Origin of the sequence: Bradyrhizobium sp. CCGUVB1N3, from assembly GCF_024199925.1 — a bacterium.
GTDB lineage: Bacteria > Pseudomonadota > Alphaproteobacteria > Rhizobiales > Xanthobacteraceae > Bradyrhizobium.
In genome coordinates, this window is sequence record NZ_JANADR010000001.1 from 3,671,351 (window position 1) to 3,695,062 (window position 23,712).

General features: G+C 64.0%; 20 protein-coding genes and 2 pseudogenes. 13 read left to right on the forward strand and 9 right to left on the reverse strand.

The genetic code is table 11. The features are described from left to right. Window positions 1–56 precede the first annotated feature (56 nt). A complete protein-coding gene (locus tag NLM33_RS17405; RefSeq protein ID WP_254097307.1) occupies window positions 57–641 on the reverse strand; it encodes a TetR/AcrR family transcriptional regulator in 585 nt (194 codons plus the stop codon). 255 nt (window positions 642–896) lie between these two features. On the opposite strand from NLM33_RS17405, the gene NLM33_RS17410 reads away from it, so the two are divergent. From NLM33_RS17410 to NLM33_RS17425, 4 genes and pseudogenes are all read left to right on the forward strand, one after another. Then, window positions 897–1,262 carry a nuclear transport factor 2 family protein gene (locus NLM33_RS17410; protein ID WP_254097308.1) on the forward strand — a complete coding sequence of 122 codons (366 nt, stop codon included), beginning with the start codon at window positions 897–899 and terminating at the stop codon, window positions 1,260–1,262. Window positions 1,263–1,437: 175 nt separating this feature from the next. Further along, on the forward strand, window positions 1,438–3,399 hold the full coding sequence (locus NLM33_RS17415; protein WP_254097309.1) for a bifunctional diguanylate cyclase/phosphodiesterase: 1,962 nt from the start codon (window positions 1,438–1,440) through the stop codon (window positions 3,397–3,399). Between the two features lie 1,301 nt (window positions 3,400–4,700). Further along, window positions 4,701–4,984 (forward strand): annotated as a pseudogene (locus NLM33_RS49665) (GGDEF-domain containing protein); the annotation flags it as partial. A 176-nt stretch (window positions 4,985–5,160) separates the two neighbouring features. Beyond that, on the forward strand, window positions 5,161–6,243 hold the full coding sequence (locus tag NLM33_RS17425) for a winged helix-turn-helix domain-containing protein (protein ID WP_254097311.1): 1,083 nt from the start codon (window positions 5,161–5,163) through the stop codon (window positions 6,241–6,243). On the opposite strand, the gene NLM33_RS17430 is transcribed toward NLM33_RS17425, so the two are convergent. The 4 genes from NLM33_RS17430 to pgm form a co-directional block, all read right to left on the reverse strand. Continuing rightward, window positions 6,244–7,224 (reverse strand): PDR/VanB family oxidoreductase, encoded by a 981-nt coding sequence (locus NLM33_RS17430; protein WP_254097312.1) that lies wholly within the window; start codon window positions 7,222–7,224, stop codon window positions 6,244–6,246. Between the two features lie 9 nt (window positions 7,225–7,233). Further along, window positions 7,234–7,986 carry a GntR family transcriptional regulator gene (locus NLM33_RS17435; RefSeq protein WP_254097313.1) on the reverse strand — a complete coding sequence of 251 codons (753 nt, stop codon included), beginning with the start codon at window positions 7,984–7,986 and terminating at the stop codon, window positions 7,234–7,236. Between the two features lie 3 nt (window positions 7,987–7,989). Continuing rightward, window positions 7,990–9,039, reverse strand: a complete 1,050-nt coding sequence (locus NLM33_RS17440) for an aromatic ring-hydroxylating dioxygenase subunit alpha (RefSeq protein WP_254097314.1) — start codon at window positions 9,037–9,039, stop codon at window positions 7,990–7,992. A 372-nt stretch (window positions 9,040–9,411) separates the two neighbouring features. Continuing rightward, window positions 9,412–11,058, reverse strand: a complete 1,647-nt coding sequence (pgm, locus tag NLM33_RS17445; RefSeq protein ID WP_254097315.1) for a phosphoglucomutase (alpha-D-glucose-1,6-bisphosphate-dependent) — start codon at window positions 11,056–11,058, stop codon at window positions 9,412–9,414. 299 nt (window positions 11,059–11,357) lie between these two features. Here pgm and NLM33_RS17450 point away from each other — a divergent pair, with 299 nt between their 5' ends. Both NLM33_RS17450 and NLM33_RS17455 read left to right on the forward strand, forming a co-directional pair. Continuing rightward, window positions 11,358–11,729, forward strand: coding sequence for a cytochrome c family protein (locus tag NLM33_RS17450; protein ID WP_254097316.1), 372 nt, complete (start codon window positions 11,358–11,360; stop codon window positions 11,727–11,729). 103 nt (window positions 11,730–11,832) lie between these two features. Beyond that, a complete protein-coding gene (locus NLM33_RS17455) occupies window positions 11,833–12,954 on the forward strand; it encodes a S9 family peptidase (protein ID WP_254097317.1) in 1,122 nt (373 codons plus the stop codon). Window positions 12,955–12,958: 4 nt separating this feature from the next. Here the strand turns inward: NLM33_RS17455 and NLM33_RS17460 are convergent, their stop codons facing one another. Together NLM33_RS17460 and NLM33_RS17465 are read right to left on the reverse strand one after the other, a co-directional pair. Next, window positions 12,959–14,266: a hypothetical protein gene (locus tag NLM33_RS17460; RefSeq protein ID WP_254097318.1), complete on the reverse strand. Its 1,308-nt coding sequence runs from the start codon at window positions 14,264–14,266 to the stop codon at window positions 12,959–12,961. Window positions 14,267–14,342: 76 nt separating this feature from the next. Continuing rightward, on the reverse strand, window positions 14,343–14,582 hold the full coding sequence (locus NLM33_RS17465; RefSeq protein WP_254097319.1) for a hypothetical protein: 240 nt from the start codon (window positions 14,580–14,582) through the stop codon (window positions 14,343–14,345). 277 nt (window positions 14,583–14,859) lie between these two features. Here NLM33_RS17465 and NLM33_RS17470 point away from each other — a divergent pair, with 277 nt between their 5' ends. Then, window positions 14,860–16,017, forward strand: coding sequence for an acyltransferase (locus tag NLM33_RS17470; RefSeq protein ID WP_254097320.1), 1,158 nt, complete (start codon window positions 14,860–14,862; stop codon window positions 16,015–16,017). Here the strand turns inward: NLM33_RS17470 and NLM33_RS17475 are convergent. Then, a complete protein-coding gene (locus NLM33_RS17475; protein ID WP_256570532.1) occupies window positions 16,014–16,829 on the reverse strand; it encodes a response regulator transcription factor in 816 nt (271 codons plus the stop codon). The two genes, NLM33_RS17470 and NLM33_RS17475, sit on opposite strands and share 4 nt — an antisense overlap. A 500-nt stretch (window positions 16,830–17,329) precedes the next feature. Here NLM33_RS17475 and NLM33_RS17480 point away from each other — a divergent pair, with 500 nt between their 5' ends. Beyond that, window positions 17,330–17,560 (forward strand): hypothetical protein, encoded by a 231-nt coding sequence (locus NLM33_RS17480; protein WP_254097321.1) that lies wholly within the window; start codon window positions 17,330–17,332, stop codon window positions 17,558–17,560. Between the two features lie 5 nt (window positions 17,561–17,565). Next, on the forward strand, window positions 17,566–18,414 hold the full coding sequence (locus tag NLM33_RS17485) for an MBL fold metallo-hydrolase (protein ID WP_254097322.1): 849 nt from the start codon (window positions 17,566–17,568) through the stop codon (window positions 18,412–18,414). An 89-nt stretch (window positions 18,415–18,503) separates the two neighbouring features. On the opposite strand, the pseudogene NLM33_RS17490 reads toward NLM33_RS17485, so the two are convergent. Further along, a pseudogene (locus tag NLM33_RS17490) lies at window positions 18,504–18,695 on the reverse strand (aldose 1-epimerase family protein); the annotation flags it as partial. Between the two features lie 363 nt (window positions 18,696–19,058). Here NLM33_RS17490 and NLM33_RS17495 point away from each other — a divergent pair. Genes NLM33_RS17495 through terL form a run of 4 tightly spaced genes read left to right on the forward strand, consistent with a single transcriptional unit; the run spans window position 19,059 to window position 23,214 of the window. Further along, a complete protein-coding gene (locus NLM33_RS17495) occupies window positions 19,059–19,991 on the forward strand; it encodes a hypothetical protein (RefSeq protein WP_254097323.1) in 933 nt (310 codons plus the stop codon). A gap of 57 nt (window positions 19,992–20,048) precedes the next feature. After that, entirely contained in the window at window positions 20,049–21,380 is a 1,332-nt protein-coding gene (locus NLM33_RS17500) for a DNA methyltransferase (protein WP_254097324.1), read from the forward strand. Then, window positions 21,377–21,778, forward strand: a complete 402-nt coding sequence (locus NLM33_RS17505; protein WP_254097325.1) for a DUF5681 domain-containing protein — start codon at window positions 21,377–21,379, stop codon at window positions 21,776–21,778. The genes NLM33_RS17500 and NLM33_RS17505 overlap by 4 nt, the downstream gene beginning before the upstream one ends. Continuing rightward, window positions 21,775–23,214: a phage terminase large subunit gene (gene terL / locus NLM33_RS17510; RefSeq protein ID WP_254097326.1), complete on the forward strand. Its 1,440-nt coding sequence runs from the start codon at window positions 21,775–21,777 to the stop codon at window positions 23,212–23,214. Before NLM33_RS17505 ends, terL begins: the two co-directional genes overlap by 4 nt. Window positions 23,215–23,712 lie beyond the last annotated feature (498 nt).

Here is a 23,712-nt window from a genome sequence, read left to right on the forward strand (position 1 = left end):
CGGTTCTTATTGTTGTTGTAGGCGTTTCGGATCGAAGGTCCATAGCACACTCATGGTCACAGACGCAGCGCCTCGATCAGCGACTTGAACGCGCGGGCATATTCGGCGCCCGCTTTGGCGATGTCGGCACGACCGGCACACGCCACCGCGGCCTCCGTCACCGCGCCCAGCAACAGCCGCGCCAGTGGCTCGATCGGTTGCCGCGCGATCAGACCCGCGTCCATCGCGGCCGCAAGCGCACGCGGCATCTTGCCGCCAAAATGCTGCGCGTCGATTTCGCGCCAGCGTTCCCAGCCGAGCACGGCCGGGCCGTCGCGCAGGATGACCTGGCCGGTCGGGCCCTTGGCGGTCGCGGCGAAATAGTGCTGCGTGCCGGCAACCATCGCGGCAAGCACATCCTTCTCGGCACGAACGGCGCGGTCGATCTCGGCGACGAGGTCGTGCGAGACCTGGTCGAACACCGCGGCGAATACCGCCTCCTTGGTCTTGAAGTGATGATAGACCGCGCCCTTGGCGACGCGGGCGCCGTCGGCGATGTCGTCCATGGTCGTGGCGACAAAGCCCTGCGTCCCGAACAGGCGGCGCGCCGCCGTCAAGATCGCCTCTGTGGTCGCGGCCCGCCGCTCCGCCTGCTTTGCCATTTAGTCGCCTTTGGTCTTGCCACGTCAGAAGCCCCTCATGGTGAGGAGCGCGGAACGCGCGTCTCGAACCATGAAGGCCCGGATCTCACCCGTGGCCATCCTTCGAGACGCGCGTTCCGCGCTCCTCAGGATGAGGCAAGGAGTGCGTATGACGCAGTAGAACTAGTCGAATTCCGCTGCTGCGGCCAGTTGACTTTTCGACTGACGGTCGGTATTTACCGACCATCAGTCGGTTTCTAATCATGAGGTGCTGCCATGCCAAGCCGTGAGATTGTCGAAGCATTTGCGAAGCACCTGGAGGACGGCGACTTCGTCGGGGCGATCGAGCGGTTTTACGCAGCCGACGCCGCCACCTACGAAAACCAGGCCGAGCCCATGGTTGGCCGTGACAAGCTCGCGGCGAAGGAGCGCGGCGTGCTGGCTGCCTTCAAGAAGGTCAAGGCCGTGCGCCTCGGTCCAAGCCTGATCGCCGGAGACAATGTCGCCACGCGCTGGAAATTTGCCTTCACCAATGCCGAAGGCGTCACGCGCACGCTGGAGGAGATTGCGTGGCAGACCTGGCGCGGCGATGAGCTGATCGAGGAACGCTTCTTCTACGATCCGAAGCAATTGGCGCGGTGACGCGGGAACCGGGACCGCCGGCATTTGTATCGATTTATTACCGATACCCGCGGTTCCGTATGCACATCGTGCCGCAGCGATGCCGACGCGGGCGATAATTCATAGATCGTCAAAGGTTTGCAGCGAATTCTCTGACCTTGAGCCGAAATGAACGGCCAATGCTGCAGGCTCTGCGATGCGGTCCCAACTGACGTCCTATCTGGCAAAGCTGTTCGCCGGCGACCTCGCCGCGTTCGGCGGACCCGCAACCGACGACGCCGTCGCCGGCCACATCCGCGCGGAGCAGATGTCTCTCGTGCTCGGCTATTCCGTCGGCATCATGCTGGCCAATGCCTGCAATGCCGCCGTGCTTGCCATCGCGCTCTGGCATTCGCCCGACTGGAAGTTCGCCATGGTATGGGCGATTGCGGTCGCGGGCGCTGCGATCCTGTTCGGCGTGCAATCCCATAGCGCGCGCCGGATCACGAAGCCGCAATTCGTATCCCGTCGCGCCATGCACCGGCTGGTGCGCAACGCGTTCATCCTCGGCTCCGCCTGGGGCATCGTGCCGGTCGCATTCTTCGCCAACGCTTCCACCGGCGGTCAGCTCGTCATCACTTGTCTGTGCGCCGGCATGCTGGCCGGTGGTGCGTTCGCCTTCGCCACCATTCCGATTGCGGCCATCGCTTTCACGACTCCCCTCTTCCTCGGCATCGGGATCTGTCTCGGCAGCGGCGGCGATCCCGCTTATCCGCTGATGGCGGTCCTGGTCGTGGTCTACGGATCCGTGCTGCTGCGCGGCGTGTTCGTCAATTCCTTCACCTTCATGCGACGCATCATGCGGCAACTCGACGCGGAACGGTCGGTCCGCCAGGATCCGCTGACGCACCTGCCAAATCGTTTCGCGTTCAATGAGACTCTCGATGCCGCCTTGAAGCGACTGGCCTTGTCCGGCGAGGAGTTCGCCGTGCTGCTGCTCGACCTCGATCGCTTCAAGGAGGTCAACGACAAGTTCGGCCATCCGGCCGGCGACGAATTCCTGGTCCAGGTCGCCAGCCGCCTGCAACGCTGCACGCGGGCGGCCGAGCACGTCGCGCGCATCGGCGGAGACGAGTTCGCGCTGGTCATGGCCAATCTCACCCGGGCCGAAGACGCGCTCGAGATCGCGGAGCGATTCGTCACGGCCTTCGCCGAGCCGTTCCTGATCGAGGACCGCGAGATCATCGGCGGCACCAGTGTCGGCATCGTGCTGGCGCCGCGGGACGGCGATACGCAGCTAAATCTTCTCAAGCATGCCGATGCCGCACTCTATCGCGCCAAGAAGGCCGGCCCCGGCACGATCTGCTTCTTCGAGGCCACCGACGACAAGTCGGCCCGCGACCGCAAGGCGCTGCAATCGGATCTGGAGCTTGCGGTCGCACGGGACGAGCTGTTCCTGGTCTTTCAGCCGTTCCTCAGTCTCAGGGAGAACCGGATCACCGGCTTCGAGGCTCTGCTGCGCTGGAAGCATCCGGTGCGCGGATTGGTGCCGCCCAGCGAGTTCATTCCGATCGCCGAGGAAACCGGCCTCATTCACGAGATCGGCGAATGGGTCATCAGGCGCGCCTGCGCGACGCTTAAGGACTGGCCGGACCATATCAGGGTCGCGGTGAATTTCTCCGCGGCGCAATTCCACAACACCGGCATTCTCCAGACCATCGTGAGGGCCCTGGCCGACGCGAACGTCGCGCCCAGCCGGCTGGAGATCGAGATCACCGAATCCATACTGCTGTCGAAATACGGTTCGGCGTCATCGACCCTGAACGCGCTGCTGCAACTCGGCGTCACGGTGGCGCTGGACGATTTCGGCACCGGATTCTCGTCGCTGACCTATCTGCGCAAGCTGCCGTTCAGCCGCATCAAGATCGATCAGTCCTTCATCAGCGACATGCTGGCGCAGCCGGACTGCGCCGCGATCGTGAAGTCGGTGATCGCCCTCGCGCGGGACTTGAACATCGGCGTCGTCGCCGAAGGCGTCGAGACGGCCGATCAGCTCGAATATCTGCGCCAGACCAATTGCGACGAGGTGCAGGGCTATCTGATCAGTCGTCCCGCCTCGGCGGAGCAGGTTTTGGCGCTGCTGGACCCGAAGAAGCAGCGGGCGACCTACGCGGCGTAGGGCCGGCACTCACAAACGTCAGTCCGAGGGGAAGGCGGAAGCCGCCCCGCTTCGTCGTCCTCGACGGCTTCGCCCCTCAGCAGAAATTAACGTCGTGCGATCAACATGCCCAACATGTATTCCAAATGGCGTCGTCCTGACCAGTCGCAGCTCGAATATCGGATGCTGTTTTACGCCTTGCCGGGCCACGAGTGGCGGGTTGATACGATGCTTTCGCTCCTGAACGAACTGCTGGTCCTCGCCGGCTTAAGGATTCGGAGCCGCCGCTTGCATCTCGTGTCCTGGGCTGAAGCCCGATGCGCCGGGATGCCCGGAGGACGTGCTTGAAGACGCCGCTTGCATCTCGTGTCCCGGACTGAAGCCGGACGCGCCGGGATGGCCGGAGGGCGCGCTTGAGGATGCGGCTTGCATCTCATGCCCTGGGCTGAACCCCGATGCGCCGGGATGCCCGGAAGGCGTGCTTGAGGACGCCGCTTGCATCTCGTGACCCGGGCTGAAGCCGGATGCGCCGGGATGGCCGGAGGGCGCGCTTGAAGACGCCGCTTGCATCTCGTGACCCGGGCTGAAGCCGGATGCGCCGGGATGCCCGGAGGACGAGCTTGAGGATGCGGCTTGCATCTGATGCCCTGGGCTGAACCCCGATGCGCCGGGATGCCCGGCATGGTTTGATGAACCGTGATGCCCGCCATGGGAGTGCGAGCCTGAAAACACCGCTGAGAACGCCGCTTGTATCGCGTGTCCCAGGCTAAGGCTTGATGCGCCGTGATGCGCGCCATGCGACTGCGGGCTTGAGAACAGTGATTGCATCGCGTGCCCTGGAGCAGCGGTCGATGCCGAACTGCCGTGGCCGACGCCACCATGTCCCCCACCCACACCGCCGCCATGTCCACCGGATCCACCAACGCCAGCTCCTACCCCGCCACCTGCTCCCGCTCCGGCACCACCGCCGCCTCCACCACCACCGCCACCGCCACCGCCACCGCCACCGCCACCAGCGACCAGGGGCCCGGACGTCGCGATCAACAATGCCGGTATTGCGGTTACTGCAAGAAGCTTTGCTACCCTCGTCACGATGATCTCCTCTTCGCCTTCAATTCGGCGTCCAGCTCCAGGCTGCACTGCGGGGCTCGGCGGTAGTTGAAAGTCGAGCGCGACCAATGTTCCGCACAAAACGTGATCGAATAAGGCGAACGACCGCGCACACCGTTTTCTTCGCAGACTGTGACCGGAACGGCACATCTACCCGAGCGGCCCTCGCCGACGAGATCACACCGCGCACTTCCGCCGGCCGCAAGCCGGGTTCCGAGGCCAACGTCGCCCCTCACCGGCTGGAGATCGAGATCACCGAATCCATGCTGCTGTCGAAAATACGGTTCGGCGTCATCGACCCTGAACGCGCTGCTGCAACTCGGCGTCACGGTGGCACTCTCGCGCGGGACTTGAACATCGGCGTGGTCGCCAAAGGCGTCTGCGCCAGACCAATTGCGACGAGGTCCAGGGCTATCTGATCAGCCGTCCCGCATCAGCCGAGCAGATTTTGGCACTGCTGGACCCGAAGAAGCAGCGGGCAACCTACGCGGCGTAGGCTTGCGTTTTCGAATCTCCGTCCTCGTCGTGAGGAGCGCGCCCGCATGTGTGAAAGAGATCATATATGTGTGGATTTGATATTCGGCTTACATTTTCTTTTCCGAAGGCCTAGTCTCGCCGGACGATCGCTGCCGCGCTCTCGGGGGATAGAGGGCAAGCCTGGGGAATGGTGCCATGCGCTATTTCTTCGAGGACTGTGCGTTGGACACCGACAAGCGCGAGTTGCGGCGCGGGCCCGATATTGTGCCTACGCCGCCGCAGGTTCTCGATCTGCTCGAATATTTGATCCGCAGCAGGGATCGCGTCGTCAGCAAGGACGATCTCATAAACGCGGTTTGGAATGGTCGGATTGTATCTGACTCGGCACTAACGACCCGGCTGAACGCCGTCCGACGCGCGATCGGCGACTCCGGCGAGCAACAACGTCTTATCAAGACATTTCCACGAAAGGGTTTTCGTTTCGTGGGCGCTATACACGATGAGGATCGGTGCCCAGGAACCGCGGTGGTCTCCCTCGCAGAACCGTCAAAGCTTGCCCGCGCGACCGGGAGCGTAGCGGTTTCGGTCCCAGATCTCTCTGAAAGAGTAGTCGGCAAACGGCGATTCCATGACTGGCTGGGTCACCTCAGAGGTCGTATGAAGCTCGTCGGCGGGGCGCTGGCGTCGATTGCCACCATCGGTGCAATTGCCGGCGGCCTTATCGGTTATTGGAATGTCTGGAAGACGATCCGTACCGACGTCGTGCAGGAAGCTCAAAAGATTCAGGAACGACTGACAGTCAAGCCCGCGATCGCGGCTCGTCTCTCTCTCATCGTGTTGCCCTTTGCCAACCTCAACAACGGTGCAGAGCAGGAGCACTTTGCCGATGCCATCACGACAGATTTGACGACCGATCTCGCGCGAACGCCCGCCACTTTCGTTATTGGACGCGAGACTGCCTTTACCTACAAGAACAAGTCGATTGATCTGAAGCAGCTCGGGACGGATCTCGGCATCCGCTGGGCCGTGCACGGCGCGGTGAGACGCAACGGGGACCAGGTGCGGATCAACGTAACGCTAACCGATCTTCAGACCGCCCGCGACATCTGGTCAGATCGGTTCGACGGCGACCGGACAAATCTGGCCGTCTTGCAGGATAACATCACGGCGCGGCTTCTCTGCATTGCGCACCTGCACCTGCGTCAATATGAAGAAGCCATTGAACAGTGTAGCCGCTCGTTGAATATCGGCGCGAATTTTCAAGCCTACGTAAGTTGATTAGATCGCATCCGCCCGTTGCAGCGTGTCCACCGTGATGGTGCCCCGGGCGCGGGAGACGCAGGCGCAGATCTTCTGGTTCTCCTGCTTCTGATGGTCGCTGAAGAAGACGTCGCGATGGTCGATCTCGCCCTCGACATCGACGACGTCGATCGCGCAGAGACCGCATTCGCCGCGCTTGCAATCGTACATCACCTCGTGGCCGGCGGCGTTGAGCACGTCCAGCATGGAGCGTTCGCGCGGGATTTCGAACTCGACGTCCGAACCCTTCAGGCGCACGCGAAACGCTTCCGTCGGCAGCGAGCCGCTGGAGCCGAATGTCTCATAGCGCAGATCGGAGAGCGGGCGCCCTGCACCGAGCCAGGCATGGCGCGCGGCGTCCAGCATGCGCATGGGGCCGCAGAACAGCGCCAGCGCGTCCAGCGGCAATGAGGCGAACAGCGCGTCGAGATCGAGCCGCCTTCCCTCGTCGCTGGCGTGGACGACCAGACGGTCGCCCAACAGCGCGGTGAGATGATCGAGATAGGCGGCATCCCGACGCGAGCGCACCGCATAGTGCAGCGTCACGCCGGCGTCGCGCCGGACCAACGCCTGCGCGGCACCGACGATCGGCGTGATACCGATACCGCCGGCGACGAGGCAATAGTGCTTGCGGCTCCAGTCGACCGCGAGCAGCGACGAGGGCAGCGTGACGTCGAGCCGCGCGCCCGGCTGAAGCGACCACATGTAGCGCGAGCCGCCGCGGGAATCCTCGGCGCGGCGGACGGCGATCCGAAAGCCGCGGGGATCGGCCTCGCCGACCAGCGAATAGGACCGCGTCTCCGGCTGGCCGTTGATGGTCACGGCCACGTTGATGTGGCTGCCGACCGGATAGGCGGCGCCGTCGAATCGATCCGGCAGAATCAGGAACTCGCGGATGCTGGGCGAAAGGTCGCGCGTCTCGACCAGCGTCGCCGGAGTCCAGGTTTCGATGAATCGCATGGCACTCCCCTATTCGGTTGCAGACTTGATCAGCGCGAGCGCCGGCAACAGGTCGAGATGCGTCCGGTTGCGTAGCGCGAGCCGCAAATTGCGCACCGCGAGCCGCGCATGCTCGCGCATGATGGCTTCGGCGCGGGCGCCTTCCCGGTTCTCGATCGCGTCGATCACGATGCGATGATGCTCCTGCCCGATGATCAAAATCTGCTGCGCCTCGGGCAAGGCCGATTGCGCCATCACGAAGCCGCTGGGCGAAGCGAACGGCAGCGCCGAGGCGCGGTCGATCTGCCGGATCAGGGGTGGACTGCGCGACAGTTCAGTCAGCAATGCATGGAAGCGCGCATTGAGCGCGACATAGGACGAGAAGGCGTCGACCGAGATCGGCATCTGGCGCAACAGCTCGTCGATCGCGCCATGGCACTCCTTCAGCGGCTCGAGCTCGCGCGCGGAAACGCCGCGCTCGGCGGCGAAGCGTGCGGCGAGCCCTTCCAGCGTGCCGCGCAGCTCGATGGAATCGAGGATGTCGCGCTCGGAGAACGCCTTCACCATGAAACCGCCGGACGGGATCGCCTCCAGGAGGCCCTCCTCCTCCAGCCGCACCAGCGCCATGCGCACCGGCGTGCGCGATGCGCCCGTGGTCTCGACCGCCTGGAGCTCGGAGATGCGCTCGCCGGCACGCAAGGACCCCGAGAGGATCTGGTCGCGCAGTGCGAGCTGAGCCTTCACGGTCTGCGAGACGGAGCGATCGACCTCGCGCTCGGCCATGACCTACTCCGCGGCCTGAAGGTGTTGTGGCCCGTTTTCCTTCGCGACCATCTTGTCGATCAGCCGCCGCGACCACATCGCCCCGGCATCGATATTGAGATTGTAGAAGACGCGATCGGGGTTCTCGTCCATCGCGCGCTGCTGCGCTTCGAGGATCTCCTCGTCCTCGCGGAAGATGCCGGAGACGCCCTCGCGGATCTCGGTCGTGACGCGCTGGTCGCCGAGCCGATAGTTGCGGGCGAAGGCCCAGAAGTAGTGGCAGGTCTTCTCGGTTTCGGGCGTGATGGTGTTGAGCACGAAACCGTTGACGCCCTGCGAGCGATCGCCTTCCGGCGCGCCGGTGCCGGCCGGCGCCACGCCGACGTCGATGGCGACGGTGCACGGGGCTTCAAAGCGGATGATCTGCCAGCGGTCGACGAGGCCGGGCTTGCCGAGCTGCTTGGCCCAGAACGGCGGCGGCTCGATGTTGCGCATCCAGCGCGTCACCGTGACCGTCTTCTCGCCATGGGTGACGTCGAACGGCGCTTCGGCCACCGCCTCGTTCCCGATCGAGGAGCCGTGCACGAAGGTCTCGTGCGTGAGATCCATGAGGTTGTCGACCACGAGGCGATAGTCGCACTTCACCTGGATGGTCTTGCCGTCGCCGGCCCAGGCCGGATCGTCGTTCCAATGCATGTCGGGAACGAGCGCGGGATCAGCCAGCGCGGGATCGCCCATCCAGAGCCAGATGTAGCGGTGACGTTCGACCACGGGATAGGCGCGCACGCAGGCCGACGGGTTGATGGTCTCCTGCGAGGGCATGAAGGTGCAGCGCCCCTGCGCATTGTACTTCAGCCCGTGATAGCCGCAGACGACGGTGTCGCCTTCCAGCCGTCCCTTGGAGAGCGGCACCAGGCGGTGCCAGCAGGCGTCCTCAAGCGCCGTCACGGCGCCATCGGCCTTCCGGTACATCACCACATGCTTGCCGCAGATCGTCCTCGGCAGCAGCGCCTGCTTCACCTCGGCGTCCCAGGCGGCGGCGTACCAGGCATTCATCGGGAAGGGTTTTGTCACTGGTCTCTCTCCCAAGCGCTTGTGAATACGTTGTGTATACAATATCAGGTAAAAACTGACTGTTGGAGGTTTTTTAATACCTCCATTCAGATTTATGTATACAGGCTAGCAAAGATGAGCCGCGGGCTCGGTGCGACCTCTCCCGCTGGCGGGAGAGGCGTAGCCCGCCTCCAGCGGCCGTTCTGAGAAGACGCCAAGGCGCAGCCCTGGCTATGGCGAAGCGCCGGGTGAGGGCTTTCGCCACCCGGGGATTTTCTCCCGCAAATCTCAGACAATCCCGACGCGGAGGCACCCTCACCCCAGCCCTCTCCCGCAGGCGGGAGAGGGAGCGCACCGTCGCTGTGGTGGGAGCGAGGCTCGCCCCCCGCCGACTTACGCCCCAAACACCTTCTTCAGCCCGGCCTGGGCCTCCTGCTGGATGCGGTGCAGGTGATCGGTGCTGCGGAAGCTCTCGGCGTAGACCTTGTATACATCCTCGGTGCCGGAGGGCCTTGCGGCGAACCAGCCGTAATCGGTCTCGACCTTGATACCGCCGAAGGGCTGGCCGTTGCCGGGGGCCTTGCTCAGGGTGGCCCGGACGGGGTCGCCGGCGAGGTCTTTCAGGCCGAGCTGCTCCGGGGTTACCGACTTCAGCACGCTCTTCTGGGCCGCGGTGGCGGCGACGTCGATGCGCTCGTAATGGGGCACGCCGAGCTCGGCGGTGAGGTCGGCGAAGAGCTGGCTCGGGTTGCGTCCGGTCTTGGCCAGGATTTCGGCGGCGAGCAGGCCGAGGATGATGCCGTCCTTGTCGGTGGTCCACACCGTGCCGTCGCGCTTGAGGAACGAGGCCCCTGCACTCTCCTCGCCGCCGAAGCCGAACGAGCCGGTGACGAGGCCATCGACGAACCATTTGAAGCCGACCGGGGTCTCGACCAGCTTGCGGCCAAGCTTCCTGGCGACGCGATCGATCACAGAGCTCGAGACCACGGTCTTGCCGATCGCGGCATCCTTGCCCCAGTGCGGCCGGTGCGCGAAGAGATAGGCGATCGCGGTCGCAAGATAGTGGTTGGGATTCATCAATCCACCGGTCGGCGTCACGATGCCGTGGCGATCCGCATCGGTGTCGTTGGCGAACGCGACGTCAAAGCGGTCCTTCATGTGGATCAGGCTCGCCATGGCGTAGGGCGAGGAGCAGTCCATGCGGATCTTGCCGTCCCAATCCACCGTCATGAAGCGGAAGGTCGGATCGATCGCCTCGTTCACCACCGTCGCCTTCAGGCCGTAGCGCTCGATGATCGGGTGCCAGTAGTGCACGGCAGCGCCGCCGAGCGGATCGATGCCGATATTGACGCCGGCCGATTTGACGAGTTCGAGATCGACGACATTGCCGAGATCGGCGACGTAAGGCGTGACGAAATCGAACGCGTGGACGGAGGAGGATTTACGCGCCTTCGCGTAATCCATCCGCGCGACGCCCTTCAGCCCGTCGGCGAGCAAGGCATTGGCGCGCTTCTCGACGACGCCGGTGACGTCGGTGTCGGCGGGACCGCCATGCGGCGGATTGTATTTGTAGCCGCCGTCCTCCGGCGGATTATGCGACGGCGTGATGACGACGCCGTCGGCGAGGCCCGACGTGCGGCCCTTATTATAGGACAGGATCGCATGCGAGATCACCGGCGTCGGCGTATAGCCGCCGGCCTGGTCGACCATGACGTCGACGCCGTTGGCGGCGAACACCTCGATCGCGCTGACCAGCGCGGGCTCGGCGAGCGCGTGGGTGTCGATGCCGATGAACAAGGGACCGGTCAGCCCCTTCTCACGCCGGTAGTCGCAGATCGCCTGCGTCGTGGCGAGGATATGGCCCTCGTTGAACGAATTCTTCAGCGAAGTGCCGCGATGGCCCGACGTTCCGAACGCCACCCGCTGGGCCGGATCGGCCGTGTCCGGCTTGTTGGCGAAATAGGCCGTGACAAGCCTTGGAACATTGGCAAGCGCGCTCGGCGCAACCGGCTTACCCGCCGCGGGATCGACTTCTGCCACTGCAACTCCTTGCACATTCAAACGACAGCCGCGCACACCATACCATCGGTCAGGCCGTCGCCAAGCCGATTGCCGGGCCGGCCAGCGCCGCGCCACCGGCCGACGATCAACGCCCATCCACCACGAGACGATCCATCGGCAATCGTCCATGGGCGATCTCGTACTTTGGTGCCGGATGTCGGTTGATGCAGGACAAGGACGTTGCCGCGCCGCACCGGCAGGTTGTCTCCCGTTTGATCACTGAAGTGCCGGGAGTTGCAGCACTTTCACCGGCATGTCCCGAGGGGAGCAGATTCGAGATGATTGGACGTCAGATTTTTGCGCTCATGCTGGCAAGCGTCGCCTCGTCAACTCTTGCCGCTGAAGGCGATCCGGCCGTCGGCAAGGCCGTTTTCGAGCGAACCTGCGCAAACTGCCACGCGAGCGTGATCGGGGTGAACAAGGTCGGCCCCAGTCTTTGGAATGTCGTCGGCCGCAAGCCCGCCGCCGTGCCGGATTTTGCGTATTCGGAGGCGATGAAGGCCAACAAGGAGGCCTGGACACCGACCGCGCTGGACGGCTACCTCGCCGATCCCCGTGGCGATGTCCACGGCGTCAAGATGTTCTTCAAGGGGTTGCCGGACCCCGCCGAGCGCAGCAACGTCATCGCCTATCTTGCGACGCTGAAGTGAGCGGTTGAAGCTTGCTGGCGGCCGGAAAGTCTGGTGAACGCCCGTTCGCCGGATCGTTCGGCTCTGCTATGGTCTCGCGCGGCCACGGAGAATCATCCCGCCCATGAACCTCGCGCGCCGGCTCGTGCCCGTGCTCTGCTTGCTCGCCATCGCATGCGTAGCAGCTCACGCGAATGCCGCCGAGTTCTACACCGAGGATCTCCGCATCCCGATGGCCGCGGCGGGGCCGCAGGGGCTCGAGGCCTTCCTGGTGCGCCCCGCTGCGTCCAGGCGTTATCCGCTCGCCTTGCTGAGCCATGGCACCCCGCGGGATTTCGACGACCGCGCGACCATGTCGGCGCACAAATACTATGCCATCGCGCTGGAGTTTGCCCGGCGCGGATTTGCCGCGCTGATCGTGCTGCGGCGCGGCTATGGCACCTCGCCCGGCGACCGGATCGACAGCCTTGGCCCTTGCGCGCGCGCCGCCTATCTGCCGGCCACCGCGGTTGCGGTCGCGGACTTACGCGCCGCGATCGACGCGATGGCACGCAGGAGCGACGTCACGACGACCGGCATGATTGCCGTCGGCCATTCCGCGGGCGGGCTTGCCACCGTCGCGCTGACGACGCAGGCACCGCCCGGGCTCGTCGCAGCGATCAACTTCGCCGGCGGCCGCGGCTCGTCCAGCGACAATTTCGTCTGCAATGCTGATGACCTCGTGCAGGCCTTCGCGACCTTCGGCAAGACCTCGCGCGTGCCGATGCTGTGGGTCTATGCCGCAAATGACCTGTTCTTCGCACCCGTGCTGGCGCATCGCTTCTACAACGCGTTCCGCAGCGGTGGCGGCAATGCCAAGTTCATCGATGCGCCCGCCTATGGCGATGACGGCCACTATCTCTATTCCACCGTGACGCGCCCGCTCTGGACGCCGCTGGTCGACGCATTCTTGCGCGAGCGCGGGCTGGGCAGCCGCGAGACGTTGAGCCCGCCTGATCCGCTGCCGGCGCCCGGGCAGCTCTCAGGCTCGGGCAAGGACGAGTTTTCGCGCTATTTCGCCAGCATCACTCCGCACAAGGCGTTCGCGGTCGCGTCCAAAGGCGCCTTCGGCTGGCGCTCCGGCCGCGCCACAACCGACGACGCGCAGCGCGATGCGCTCGCCGCCTGCGGCAAATGGGCGACCGATTGCAGCCTCTATGCCGTCGACGACCATCTCGCGGGCGGCCAGGCGGCATCCGCGCGCTGACGCGTCAGCGTCCGCCGACGAGCGCACCGAGCCGCGCCAGGAACTCGGCGGCCTGGGCGCATAGCGTCGTGTTGGCCATGCCATGGGTGACGGCGAGGCGAAGCAGATCAGCCATCTCGGCGGCATCGCTCCTGCGACTCGCCTGCATCAGCGCGACGTCGAGCAGGAACGGAGCAAGCGCAGCCTGCTCGTTTGCCACGAGGTGCTCGAACATCTGCTCCCAATGCGCGCCGGTCTTCGGAATGCGCGCGTAGAGATCTGCCGCAAGCGTGTTCGGATAGCTCGAGCCTGGGATCGCGAACGGCGAGGCCATGCCGGCCTTGAGCGCAACCGCGCACAGCATGCCCATGACATAGGCCGTGTGATAGGACGTCGCGAGCGCGCATTTGGTCTTGTCGTGACCGCTCAGGCGCAGAAGCTGGCTCGCCGCCGACCGTCCCGCCGGCAGGAAGCCGACCTTGTCCTCGAGCGAGGCCACGACGCGGAAGCCGAACGCAGCGGCAGGGCTCCAGGCGGAGGAGAGCAGCGGCCAGGCCATCAGCGCTTCGGCCGCAAGGTCATAGTCCTCGACCACCAGCGCGCGGGCGAGCACGGCCGCCGATTCATCGAGGAACTCCTCGCGCGGCCGCGGCAGCCTTGGCTGCCAGTTGCCGAAATCGGTGAAATACATCACCGCATGGGTATGCGCGTAGGCATCCTCGCGCGTGCCGTTGAGCAGATCGATCGCGTTGCCGAGCGCGGTCTTGCGCGCGACCTGCGCGAAATCGGGTCCGGGTGGATCGTCGAGCCACAGCGCCAGCAGCCAGCCGATCTCAAGCTCGCGATAGGGCACCACCTCATGGCCCGGCCGCGCGGACGCCGACCAGCTTTGCGCGAGCAGCGTGTCGAAGGCGTCGTCCGGATAACCGAACGTGCTCAAGATGATGTGCGGTGTCGCAAGCTGAAGGCAGACCGAGGGATAGCGCGCCACGTCCCAGTGCATCTGCTGCGAGCGGGCGTAGGGCAGGAGTTCGGCGAGCAGCGCGTCGATAGCGTGGTGGATGCCGGGATGCGAGGCGTGCCGGCCTGCGATGTGGAGCAGCATGGCCGTTTCAGCGAGCGGCTTCTCTGCGGCGAAATTACCCTCGGGCAGATCCGAGCCGTCAAAGCCGTCCTCGCCGAGGAACTGGACCGTGCGCGCCGCGATCCGCATCGCCAGCCGCAGACGTCGCCGCAGGTCTTGACGAAACTCTTGGCGAAAGTCTCGATCCTGCGTGAGATCGACGTCGCGTCTGAGATCCGGCGCGACCTCGCCTTCCTGTAGGTGCTGCATATCCGCCTCCCGGAGGTGGCCGCGGCGCTGACGCGCCACGGCGGTCTCCAAAGCCGCGCTAGAGGTCAGGCGGGCCTCAGCGGCCGGTGACTTCGTTGCGAAGAACGGCCGGATCGATCTCCTCGGTCACCTCCACCTGGGGCGGAATGCAGTAACGGATGACGCGGTGACCGATGACGAAACCGAATTCGCCGTCGCGGCCGCTGGCGAGGCTCGCGCCGTTCTCGGCGACGAACTTTCCGAACGCGGCGAAGTCGAACGCTCGCGATGCCAGGAATTTGCGAACGATATCTTCCTTGTCTGCAGCGTGGCTCAATGTTGCCTCCATCGGCTTGGTGTGGGTCGATGCCGCGGCAAAGCCTGCCGCCAACGACGCTGCAAACGATGGCCCGAACTGCCGGCCGGGTGGTGTGAGCTACCTTACATTTCAAGAACTGTTGAGGACAACCGCAGCACCGGTTCCCGCGTTTTTGCGAGCCGCATTGGCGTGAATGGTTAAGGTAAACGGGACCTTTTGTTTCAAGAGCGCGCCGCCCCCCGGTATACGTTCCGCATCGCCAACGGACATTCACAAAGAGTACGGAGCAGGCGTCATGCAGGGGCAGGTCGGGACCGCCGGTGCTCGGATCGACGGACAAGCAACTGCGCCCTTCGGACGCTCGCACACGCTGGACGTCCTGCGCGGTCTGGCCATCGCCGGCGTGATGGCAATCCACGTCTCGCAGTCTTTCCCTTCCGGCGTGCGGATCGTCGATTTCGTGTTCGGCTGCGGCTGGGTCGGCGTCAACGTATTCTATTTCGTCAGCGCGATGACGATGTGCCTGATGTGGACGCAGCGCGCCGGCGAAAGCGATCCGACGCGCAAATTCTACATCCGACGCTTCCTGCGCATCGCGCCGCTGTTCTGGCTCGCCATTCCGCTCTATCTCGCAGTCGACGGCACCGGCCCGAGCTACAATGCACCCGACGGGATCGGGCCCGTGCAGGTCGCCCTGACCGCCACCTTCCTGCACGGCTTCTGGCCGGACAGCATCAACAGCGTCGTGCCGGGCGACTGGTCGATTGCCGCGGAAATGACGTTCTATCTCGTCTTTCCGTTCGTGATCGCGGCCTTCGGATCACGCCGCCAGCTCTACCTCGTGCTCGCGATCATCCTGCATCTGGTCAATGTCTGTGCCTTCAAGCCATTGGCCTATGCCTTCTTCACGGCCTATTACGGGCCTGGCCACGAGGCGTTCGTCTGGAACGCACTGCATTTGAGTTTCCTGAACCAGCTTCCGGTGTTCCTGACCGGCTGCGCACTGTTCTTCGGCCTGCGAGACGGATTTGCGAAATCCGACGCCGCGCTGTTCGCGATTCTCATCGCGTCGTCCTTCGTCGCCGACCGGGCGAGCGGATCGCACGAGTTCAACTATCTGATGATCAACCTCGTGCTCGGCGCCTTCGTCTTCGGCTGCATTCGCTTTGCGATCCGCTGGGCCCCGCTCGAGGCGCTGGGACGCAACTCCTACTCCATCTACCTGTCGCATTTCGCCGTCATCTACGGCCTGCGCCACGTCTGGCCGCTGGTGGACGGACTTGCCTCGCTGTTGCTGGCCTATGCGTGCACAGCACTGATCGCCTATCTCTTGTCGCTTGCGACCTGGCGGCTCGTCGAACGGCGCGCGCAGGATCTGGCGCACCGCCTCACCTCCTCGTCCGCCGCGCCGATTCCGCGCAGCGGTGTCGTCGCGGCGCGAAGTGCGGCCTAGAGCCTCTCGCTGATCGCGAGCTTGTAGCCGACGCCGGTGACGGTTGCGATCACGGGCGTCCCGCTGCCGATCAGCTTGCGGCGCAGCCGCGCCACCAGCGCATCGACCGTGCGCACGTCGACCTCGGTCTGGCGGTTGCTGACGACCTCGATGAGGTAGTCGCGGCTGAGCGCCCGGCCGTCGGCGCCGACGAGGGCGGCGAGCAGATCGAACTCGGCGCGGGTGAGCGCGACCGGCTTGCTGTCGCCGTCCATCAGCTCCCGGCGCATCAGATCGATGATCCAATCACCAAAAGCAATCGAGTTGTGGTTGCGCGCCGCCTTGCGATCGATCGAGCGCCGCCGCAGCACGCTGCGCGCACGCGCAAGCAGGTCGCGCAAATTGATCGGCTTGGTCACGTAGTGATCGCCGGCGACCTCGAGCCCGAGGATGCGGTCGACGTCGGTGTCGCGGCGCGTGACGAAGATGATGCCGGCATTGCTGAGCGCCTGGACTTCCTTGGCAAGCTCAAAACCGTCGCCATCGGGCAGCTGGACGTCGAGGAAGACGAGATCGGTGCGGACGCGCAGCGCCTGGCGGCATTCCGCGCAGGAGCCGGCGCCGACCACGTCGAAATTGTTCTCGCTGAAATAGCCGACCAGCATGGCGCGGGTCACCGGATCGTCCTCGACGACGACGATGCGGGCCGGGCGACGCAAGTCCTTCGATCGCAGGTCCTTGGATTGCAGGTCCTTGGATTGCAAGTCCTTCGATTGCAAGTCCTTCGATTGCAAGTCCTTCGATTGCAAGTCCTGGGACACGGAGGCGGCCATGGCGTCAGCCTTTCCCTGAACGTTCGACGTCATCGAAACGGCGCACACAGGAGCCAGCCGCGCAGATGCGCTCGCAACGCAATGCGTCGCGATGTGAACCCTCATTCACAATGCATTCGAAAGCCCCAGCGAACATGGCGCGATAGTACGCGCCTCGGCGTGTGCAAACAATATCGGTCACGGTCTTGAAGCACGGACCATGAATTGGCCCATTCTCATCCCACGCACCAACGCGCGGGCCACGCTCGCACAGGCGCTCGACGCCGCGCTCGGCCATCTCGTCGCGCGCGGGACCTGTATTGGGTCGAGCGGCGCACGCAGGATCTCGCACCCGACCTCACCGGGATCGCACCGGTCAACCATCCGGCCGGACATCGCCGCCGCTGCGGCTGGAAGCGCTGAACGCCCCTCTCCGTCCCCGGCGGCCGGATGCGGCTTGCCTCGCTGCCACCTTCGAATCTAGTGTACGCCTTGAAGAACCACGATATTCCCGGGATACGATGACAATCGGCATGCGATGCGCGACGCGGCGCGCAGTTCTTGGAGTTGTCGGCGGAGCCCTCAACGGCAATTTGCGCGGAGCGCTGGCCGATCCCAACGTCCACCAGCTGCTTTCTGCGCTCGATATCGGCGTCGTCACCGACACGCGCGTGGAGTTCTCTCGCATCATCAAGGCTGATTACGACCGCTGGGGCGGCGTGATCAGGTCCTCCGGCTTCACGTTGGAGTAGGCATCATGGAGGTCATACTGCTCGGCACTGGCGGCCCGCGCCCGGACCCGCGCCGCATGGCGACGACCACGCTGATCAGGCTCGGCGACGAGAATATCCTGTTCGATGCCGGCCGCGGCGTCATGGTGCAGCTCAGCAAGGCCGGCGTGCCGCTTGGCTCCATCAACACGGTCTTCCTCACGCATCACCACTTCGACCATATCGGCGACCTCTACGATGTGATGCTGAATTCATGGATCCATGGGCGCAAGGACGAGCTGCGCATCTATGGGCCTCCGGATACCGAACGGCTCGTCAATACGCTGGTCACGCAGGTCTACGACAAAGACATCACCTGGCGGGATCGAGGCGAGCCGAGCTTCGGCGGCTGGAAGCCGGTCGTCGCAACGGACATCGTTCCCGGTCCCGTTCTCGACACCGGTCGCTGGAAAATCACCGCCGACCTCGTCTCACATGGCGACGGCCTCGACATGCCGCCGGCCTTCCTCAAGCGCTGGATGTGTCTCGGCTACCGCTTCGAGGCTCAGGGCAAGGTCATTGCGATTTCCGGCGACACGGTCCCCTGCCCTGGTCTCGAGCGACTGGCACAGGGAGCTGACCTGCTCGTCCAGTGTTGCTTTCTCGCGACGCCGGAGATCAACAACGAGCATTTCCGCCGGCTTGCGAAATTCACGCTTGCCTGCGGCGATACGGTTGGCAAGGTCGCGGCCAAGGCTGGCGTCAAAAAGCTCGCACTGACCCACCACCGGCCGCGCACCGACGATTCCATGCTGAACGCGCTGCTCGCGGATGTCCGACAGGACTATTCAGGCCCCGTCGTGCTCGGCGAGGACCTCACGCGAATCGAGGTCTGAGAGCGAGGGCCGTCGCACCTCGAACGCGACCAAGCGCCTGCGTCACATCTGCTCGCAGCGGAAAAAGTGCCTGCGAAGGTCGTCCGGCCTCAGGACGATCCGACCTCGATCCGGAACGACAGCGTCTCCTCCGCCCCGGGCGCGACGTGCATCAGGCCCGGCTTGTCGCTGAACTCGCCGTCGAAGCCGGCGGGGCTCGCATAGCCGCGCCATGGCTCGATGCAGAGAAACGGCGCGCCCGACGGCTTCGACCAGACGCCGAGCTCGCGGAAGCCACGCCAACGTTTGATCGAGCCAATTCCCTGGTAACAGGGAATTCTGCAGGGAAATGGTCGCAGAAAGTCGCCCAGGTCGCTTGCGAAATTGCAGGAAGCGCCCGCGAATCCAGGCCTTTGCGGCCACGAATGTACGAAGCCGTAACAGGGAAATTTTAGATCTGATCAGGGAATGAGCGCGGCCTGAACAGGGAAATCGCCGTCGTCGGTGCGGTCGTCAAAGTCATCCCCATCTCATTGTCTCCACTCCGCGAATCTACCGACTTTTAATGTTGGTCCGCGATGTTAGCTTGAGCCGAATCCTGACGTCGCCAACGGGGAGCCAAAGTGATGCCGAGGCGGGTGCAGCCACAATGGGGGCGGACCGGGATGGTCCGGCTCGCCGGCGCTCGAAAAATCGATCACCGCAGCCCCGATTTCGTCCACGGCGCCGGACCGCACGGCACCGATCGCGGTCGCCAAGGTTTTCTCCTCAATCTCGCTCAACTCAGTGATCTCATGGAAGGCCTGCGTCTTCCTCGCTTACCTGGCCACGAGCTCGAGTGTCGTGCGTGGCTCAACCGCATCCGCGACATCGTGCTCAAGGACTGTTTGCAGACGGATCAGCAACCGACCCGACGCGAGGTGCATGCGGCGCTGGCCGAGCTGCGCAAGCAGACGCTCCTTTTCCTTGCATGCGCGGCAACGATCGGCCCCCGCGAGTGGCGCGCCGATGCCGCGGCAATCGCACCCGAAGGCCCGCTTAACGTCTTCTGCATGCTCCCGGAAGCGCTGTATGGTTTCGCCGCGCACGCCCGGTTTGAAGCTAGATGCAGCGCCGCGCCGCTTGGCATGCAACTGCTGGCCTTCGCCGAGGCGGCGGATGGTCTGGCGCAGGGTTTGAAATGGCTGGACTTTGTGGCGCAAGACAAAGCGTTCAAGGCGCTACCGCAAACCAGCGACTACGCTGTGGGCAACCTGGCCGACGCGGTTCGGATCGCGCAGCGCCTCGATCCGGCGCTCGAGCACGCCCTTGAGACTAGCAAGAAGCACGGCGGCCCGGAGCCCAAGCGCATCATGAAGCAGGCGGTGGTGTGGTTGGCCGAGCTGCTGGACTATTATGGCGGCACATTCACCCACAATCCGCGGATCAAAACCGAGTACAAAGGTCGGCCGCAAACGCCGGCGGGTCAATTCGTGTTCAGATTCCTCAAGCTGTGCGATTCCTCCATTACCGAGACGGCGGTCAGCCAATTCATGGCAGAGGCGATCGAATTCAGAAACCAGCAGCGCCGCTTGGCGACCGAGGAGACGTCTTCCTGATTGCGACAAGTGCCATGCTTCCCTCAACTGGTTTGCACCCGAGCGAGGGAGGACCAGTTGCAGAGCAAGTCGCAGACAAATGGGTGTCCGCTTCGGCACGACCTCACACCAATTTTGGTCCGGATCGACGAGCTGAAGCGGCTCGGCCGTGAGACGCGGCGTCACCCCAAGGCGCAGATCGGTAAACTCGCGGCAAATCTGCAAGAGTTCGGCGTCACGCTGCCCATCCTCATCGACCAGCACGGCGGGGTGATCGGCGGTTGGGCGGTCATAGCGGCGGCCCAGCAACTGGGGCTCGATGAGATTCCCGCTATCAAACTGGTCGATCTCACCGAACCACAGGCGCGCCGGCTTCGGCTCGCCCACAACCGATTGGCCCAGGACGCCAGCTGGGATCCGCGTGAGCTGCAGCTCGAGCTGTCAGAAATCCTGGCAATCGACGCACAAGTCGACCTGCAACTGACCGGATTTTCGGCCGGCGAAATCGACATGCTTCTCGCCGGCGCCGACGATCAAGAGGATGACGTGCCGACCGCGGAGCCGGGGCCACCTGTCAGCACACCAGGCGACACCCTCCTAGGTCCACATTGGATCCATTGCGGCGATGCGCTTCAGGCAGAGAGCTACCGCAAGCTCATGGGCGATGAACGGGCCAGGATGGTTTTTGCGGACCCGCCTTACAACTGCAAGATCAGTGGGCATGTATCCGGTCGAGGCCAAGTCAAACACGGTGACTTTGCGATGGCCAGCGGCGAGATGGCCCCGCCAGAATATGAAGCGTTTTTGACCAGCGTCTTCACCCAAATGTGCGACTGCGCTGTCGATGGCTCGCTGCATTTCATTTTCTCGGATTGGCGCGTCATGGGCGAGCTGCTCAGTGCCGGACGAGCGATCTACACCGAGCTCAAAAACCTCTGCATTTGGAACAAGAGCAATGCCGGCATGGGCTCGCTGTACCGCTCGCAGCATGAGCTGGTGTTCGTCTACAAGTTCGGCGCCGCGTCGCATATCAACAACATCGCGCTCGGCCGCCATGGACGCAACCGGACCAATGTCTGGAATTATGTCAGTCAGAGCGCGCTGAGCGGAACGTCGAAAAGCAAGCTCGCCCTGCACCCGACCGTCAAGCCGGTCGCGCTCATCGCCGACGCGATCCGCGATTGCACCAACGAGCACGACATCGTGCTCGATCCGTTCGGGGGCGCCGGAACGACGCTCATCGCCGCGGAGCGGACCCGCCGTCGGGCGCGGCTGATTGAAATCGATACGCGCTACGTGGATGTCACCATTCGCCGCTGGCAGCATGTCACGGGCAAGGCCGCGGTCCACGCCGAGACCGGCGAAAAATTTGACCAGCGGGTGCACCGTAGCCGTGGAGAGCGCTCGTGAGTCACAAATCCGGTAAGGGCGCCGGCTACGGCAAACCTCCCCTGCACACCCGCTTCAAACCGGGCCAATCCGGCAATCCCCGCGGTCGCCCGAAGGGAAGCTTGAATTTCGCCACCGACCTGAAAAACACCCTCTCATCCCCCATCACCCTGAACGAGGGCGGAAAATCACGGCGCGTCACCACGCAAAAGGCGGCCTTGCTGCGCCTCAGAGAACAAGCGCTCAAGGGCAACGTCAAGGCGCTCGATAAACTGCTCTCCTACGCGATGGCGATGAGCGGCGGCGCCGCGGAGGACAGCGCGAAGAGCCCCTCGGTTGAAGATCAGGCGATCCTCGACGCGTTTCGCGCGCAGATTCTGGCGGAGGCCCGCGACGATGAAGAGGAAGGTGGCCCATGAGCGACCTCGTCGCCGCGTTGATCCGACGCGACTTGCGTTACTTTACCCAAAAAGCCTTCTACACGGTCTTTCCGGGCACCGAGTATCTTCCGAACTGGCACATTGACGCAGTCGTTTACCAGCTTATGCGGATCAGCGCCGGCGAATGCCGGCGCCTCATCATCAGCCAGCCGCCCCGTTCGTTAAAATCGCTGTCGGTGTCGGTCGCTTTTCCCGCCTGGGTGTTGGGCCACGATCCGAGCCGCCGAATCATTGTGGTCAGTTATTCCAGCGAACTTGCCGCGGAACTACACCGCCAGTTCAGGATGGTGATTGATTCGGCGTGGTATCGAACCCTGTTTCCGGCCATGCGCCCGGTCAAGGACACCGGCTCCGAACTCGTGACCACCGCCGGAGGCAGTCGTTACGCCACCACGATTGGGGGGACTCTAACCGGTCGCGGGGCCGATCTGATCGTCATTGACGATCCACTTAAGGCAGAGGAAGCAATGTCGGAGCTGGCGCGCAAACGCGTGAGCGACTGGTATGGCGGGACGCTGGTCTCGCGATTGAACGACAAGGAAAACGGCCCGATCGTACTCGTCATGCAGCGCCTGCATGAAGACGATCTCGCCGGCCATCTGTTGCAGCTGGGTGGCTGGCACCACCTCGATCTCCCAGCCATCGCGGTTGAAGACAGCGAAATTCCGATCGGAAAAAATCGCCGATTCCGCCGCCGCACCGGCGACCTGCTGCATCCCCGACGCGAAAACAAGCTCGTGCTCGATCGTATCAAAGCCGAGACCGGCAGCCTGCAATTTTCGGCGCAATACCAGCAGCGGCCTGTTCCACTCGAAGGCAATCTGATCAAGCGAGAGTGGTTTAGCTGGTACGAGCAGCTGCCGGCCGCCGGCGCATCAGACTGTGTCGTCCAAAGCTGGGACACCGCCATGATGACCGGAAACGGCAACGACTATTCGGTCTGTACCACCTGGCGCGTCATCAAGAAGGATTACTATCTGCTCGAGGTGTGCAGGGTTCGGCAACAATATCCCGACCTCAGGCGGACCGTGATCGGGCTGGCGGCAAAACATAAGGCGGACGCGGTTTTGATCGAGGATGCCGGTCCCGGCATGATGATGCTGCAGGACCTGCAACGTGATACGCCGGACGGCATGCCGCGTCCGATTGGCATCAAGCCGGAAGGCAGCAAGGTCGATCGCACGGCTGCACAATCCTTCCGGATTGAAGCCGGACAAGTGCATCTGCCGGCAAACGCAGCCTGGCTCGACCACTATCTGCTGGAACTGCTAGCGTTTCCGCACGGCAAACACGACGACCAGGTTGACAGCACGTCGCAATTTCTGAAGTGGGTGGGCAATCATCCGATGTTCGATGACATCGAGCTCAACGTCATTTCGGTCGGCCGCGAGGACTATGGTTATGGCTACCCATAACCAGCCTGCCTGTTAGTGCGTCGTCGAGCTCCTTCTGCAGAACGAAGCCAATTGCGTCGCGTTTCTAACCTTAGCCTTCCTCTGACCTGAGAGACCGAAGCGCGCGCTTCTGCAGCGCTAGTGCGCTTCGCTCGTAGCGCTCAAGGCCGTTGAGCCGCCTCCCGATGGCTCCTGTCGGGCCATCGGATAGATCGGCCAACATCGCTTGGCGCAGCATTCGGACACGGCATAGGTCGCGCTTGGCATGTGCGACGGCAGCGGCCGCTTCCGATCCGATCGCATGCCCGAGGCCGGAGCAAATAGCGAACATGAGGGGCGCTAGCTCCAGGTCTTCCAGTGTGCCGCGGCGCGCGAGTCCGTGGCGCAAGGCGTTTTGGCTCGACGTTGTTTTTCCAGCCGCCGTTTTCGGGCCGGTGCTGCGCTGGGCGTTGCTGCGATTGGCTTCGATTTGTCGGTGTGACGCCATGTCCGCGCGTCCTCGGCTGCCGCCCCTCCTAG

Bases quoted from the DNA above. Each gene is read 5' to 3' on its own strand.
- NLM33_RS17410 (WP_254097308.1), top strand. From the start codon at position 897: ATGCCAAGCCGTGAGATTGTCGAAGCATTTGCGAAGCACCTGGAGGAC.
- NLM33_RS17405 (WP_254097307.1), bottom strand. From the start codon at position 641: ATGGCAAAGCAGGCGGAGCGGCGGGCCGCGACCACAGAGGCGATCTTG.
- NLM33_RS17485 (WP_254097322.1), top strand. From the start codon at position 17,566: ATGGAGGTCATACTGCTCGGCACTGGCGGCCCGCGCCCGGACCCGCGC.
- NLM33_RS17480 (WP_254097321.1), top strand. From the start codon at position 17,330: ATGACAATCGGCATGCGATGCGCGACGCGGCGCGCAGTTCTTGGAGTT.
- NLM33_RS17455 (WP_254097317.1), top strand. From the start codon at position 11,833: ATGAACCTCGCGCGCCGGCTCGTGCCCGTGCTCTGCTTGCTCGCCATC.
- NLM33_RS17460 (WP_254097318.1), bottom strand. From the start codon at position 14,266: ATGCAGCACCTACAGGAAGGCGAGGTCGCGCCGGATCTCAGACGCGAC.
- terL (WP_254097326.1), top strand. From the start codon at position 21,775: ATGAGCGACCTCGTCGCCGCGTTGATCCGACGCGACTTGCGTTACTTT.
- NLM33_RS17450 (WP_254097316.1), top strand. From the start codon at position 11,358: ATGATTGGACGTCAGATTTTTGCGCTCATGCTGGCAAGCGTCGCCTCG.
- NLM33_RS17470 (WP_254097320.1), top strand. From the start codon at position 14,860: ATGCAGGGGCAGGTCGGGACCGCCGGTGCTCGGATCGACGGACAAGCA.
- NLM33_RS17495 (WP_254097323.1), top strand. From the start codon at position 19,059: ATGGTCCGGCTCGCCGGCGCTCGAAAAATCGATCACCGCAGCCCCGAT.
- NLM33_RS17430 (WP_254097312.1), bottom strand. From the start codon at position 7,224: ATGCGATTCATCGAAACCTGGACTCCGGCGACGCTGGTCGAGACGCGC.
- NLM33_RS17415 (WP_254097309.1), top strand. From the start codon at position 1,438: ATGCGGTCCCAACTGACGTCCTATCTGGCAAAGCTGTTCGCCGGCGAC.
- NLM33_RS17425 (WP_254097311.1), top strand. From the start codon at position 5,161: ATGCGCTATTTCTTCGAGGACTGTGCGTTGGACACCGACAAGCGCGAG.
- NLM33_RS17435 (WP_254097313.1), bottom strand. From the start codon at position 7,986: ATGGCCGAGCGCGAGGTCGATCGCTCCGTCTCGCAGACCGTGAAGGCT.
- NLM33_RS17475 (WP_256570532.1), bottom strand. From the start codon at position 16,829: ATGGCCGCCTCCGTGTCCCAGGACTTGCAATCGAAGGACTTGCAATCG.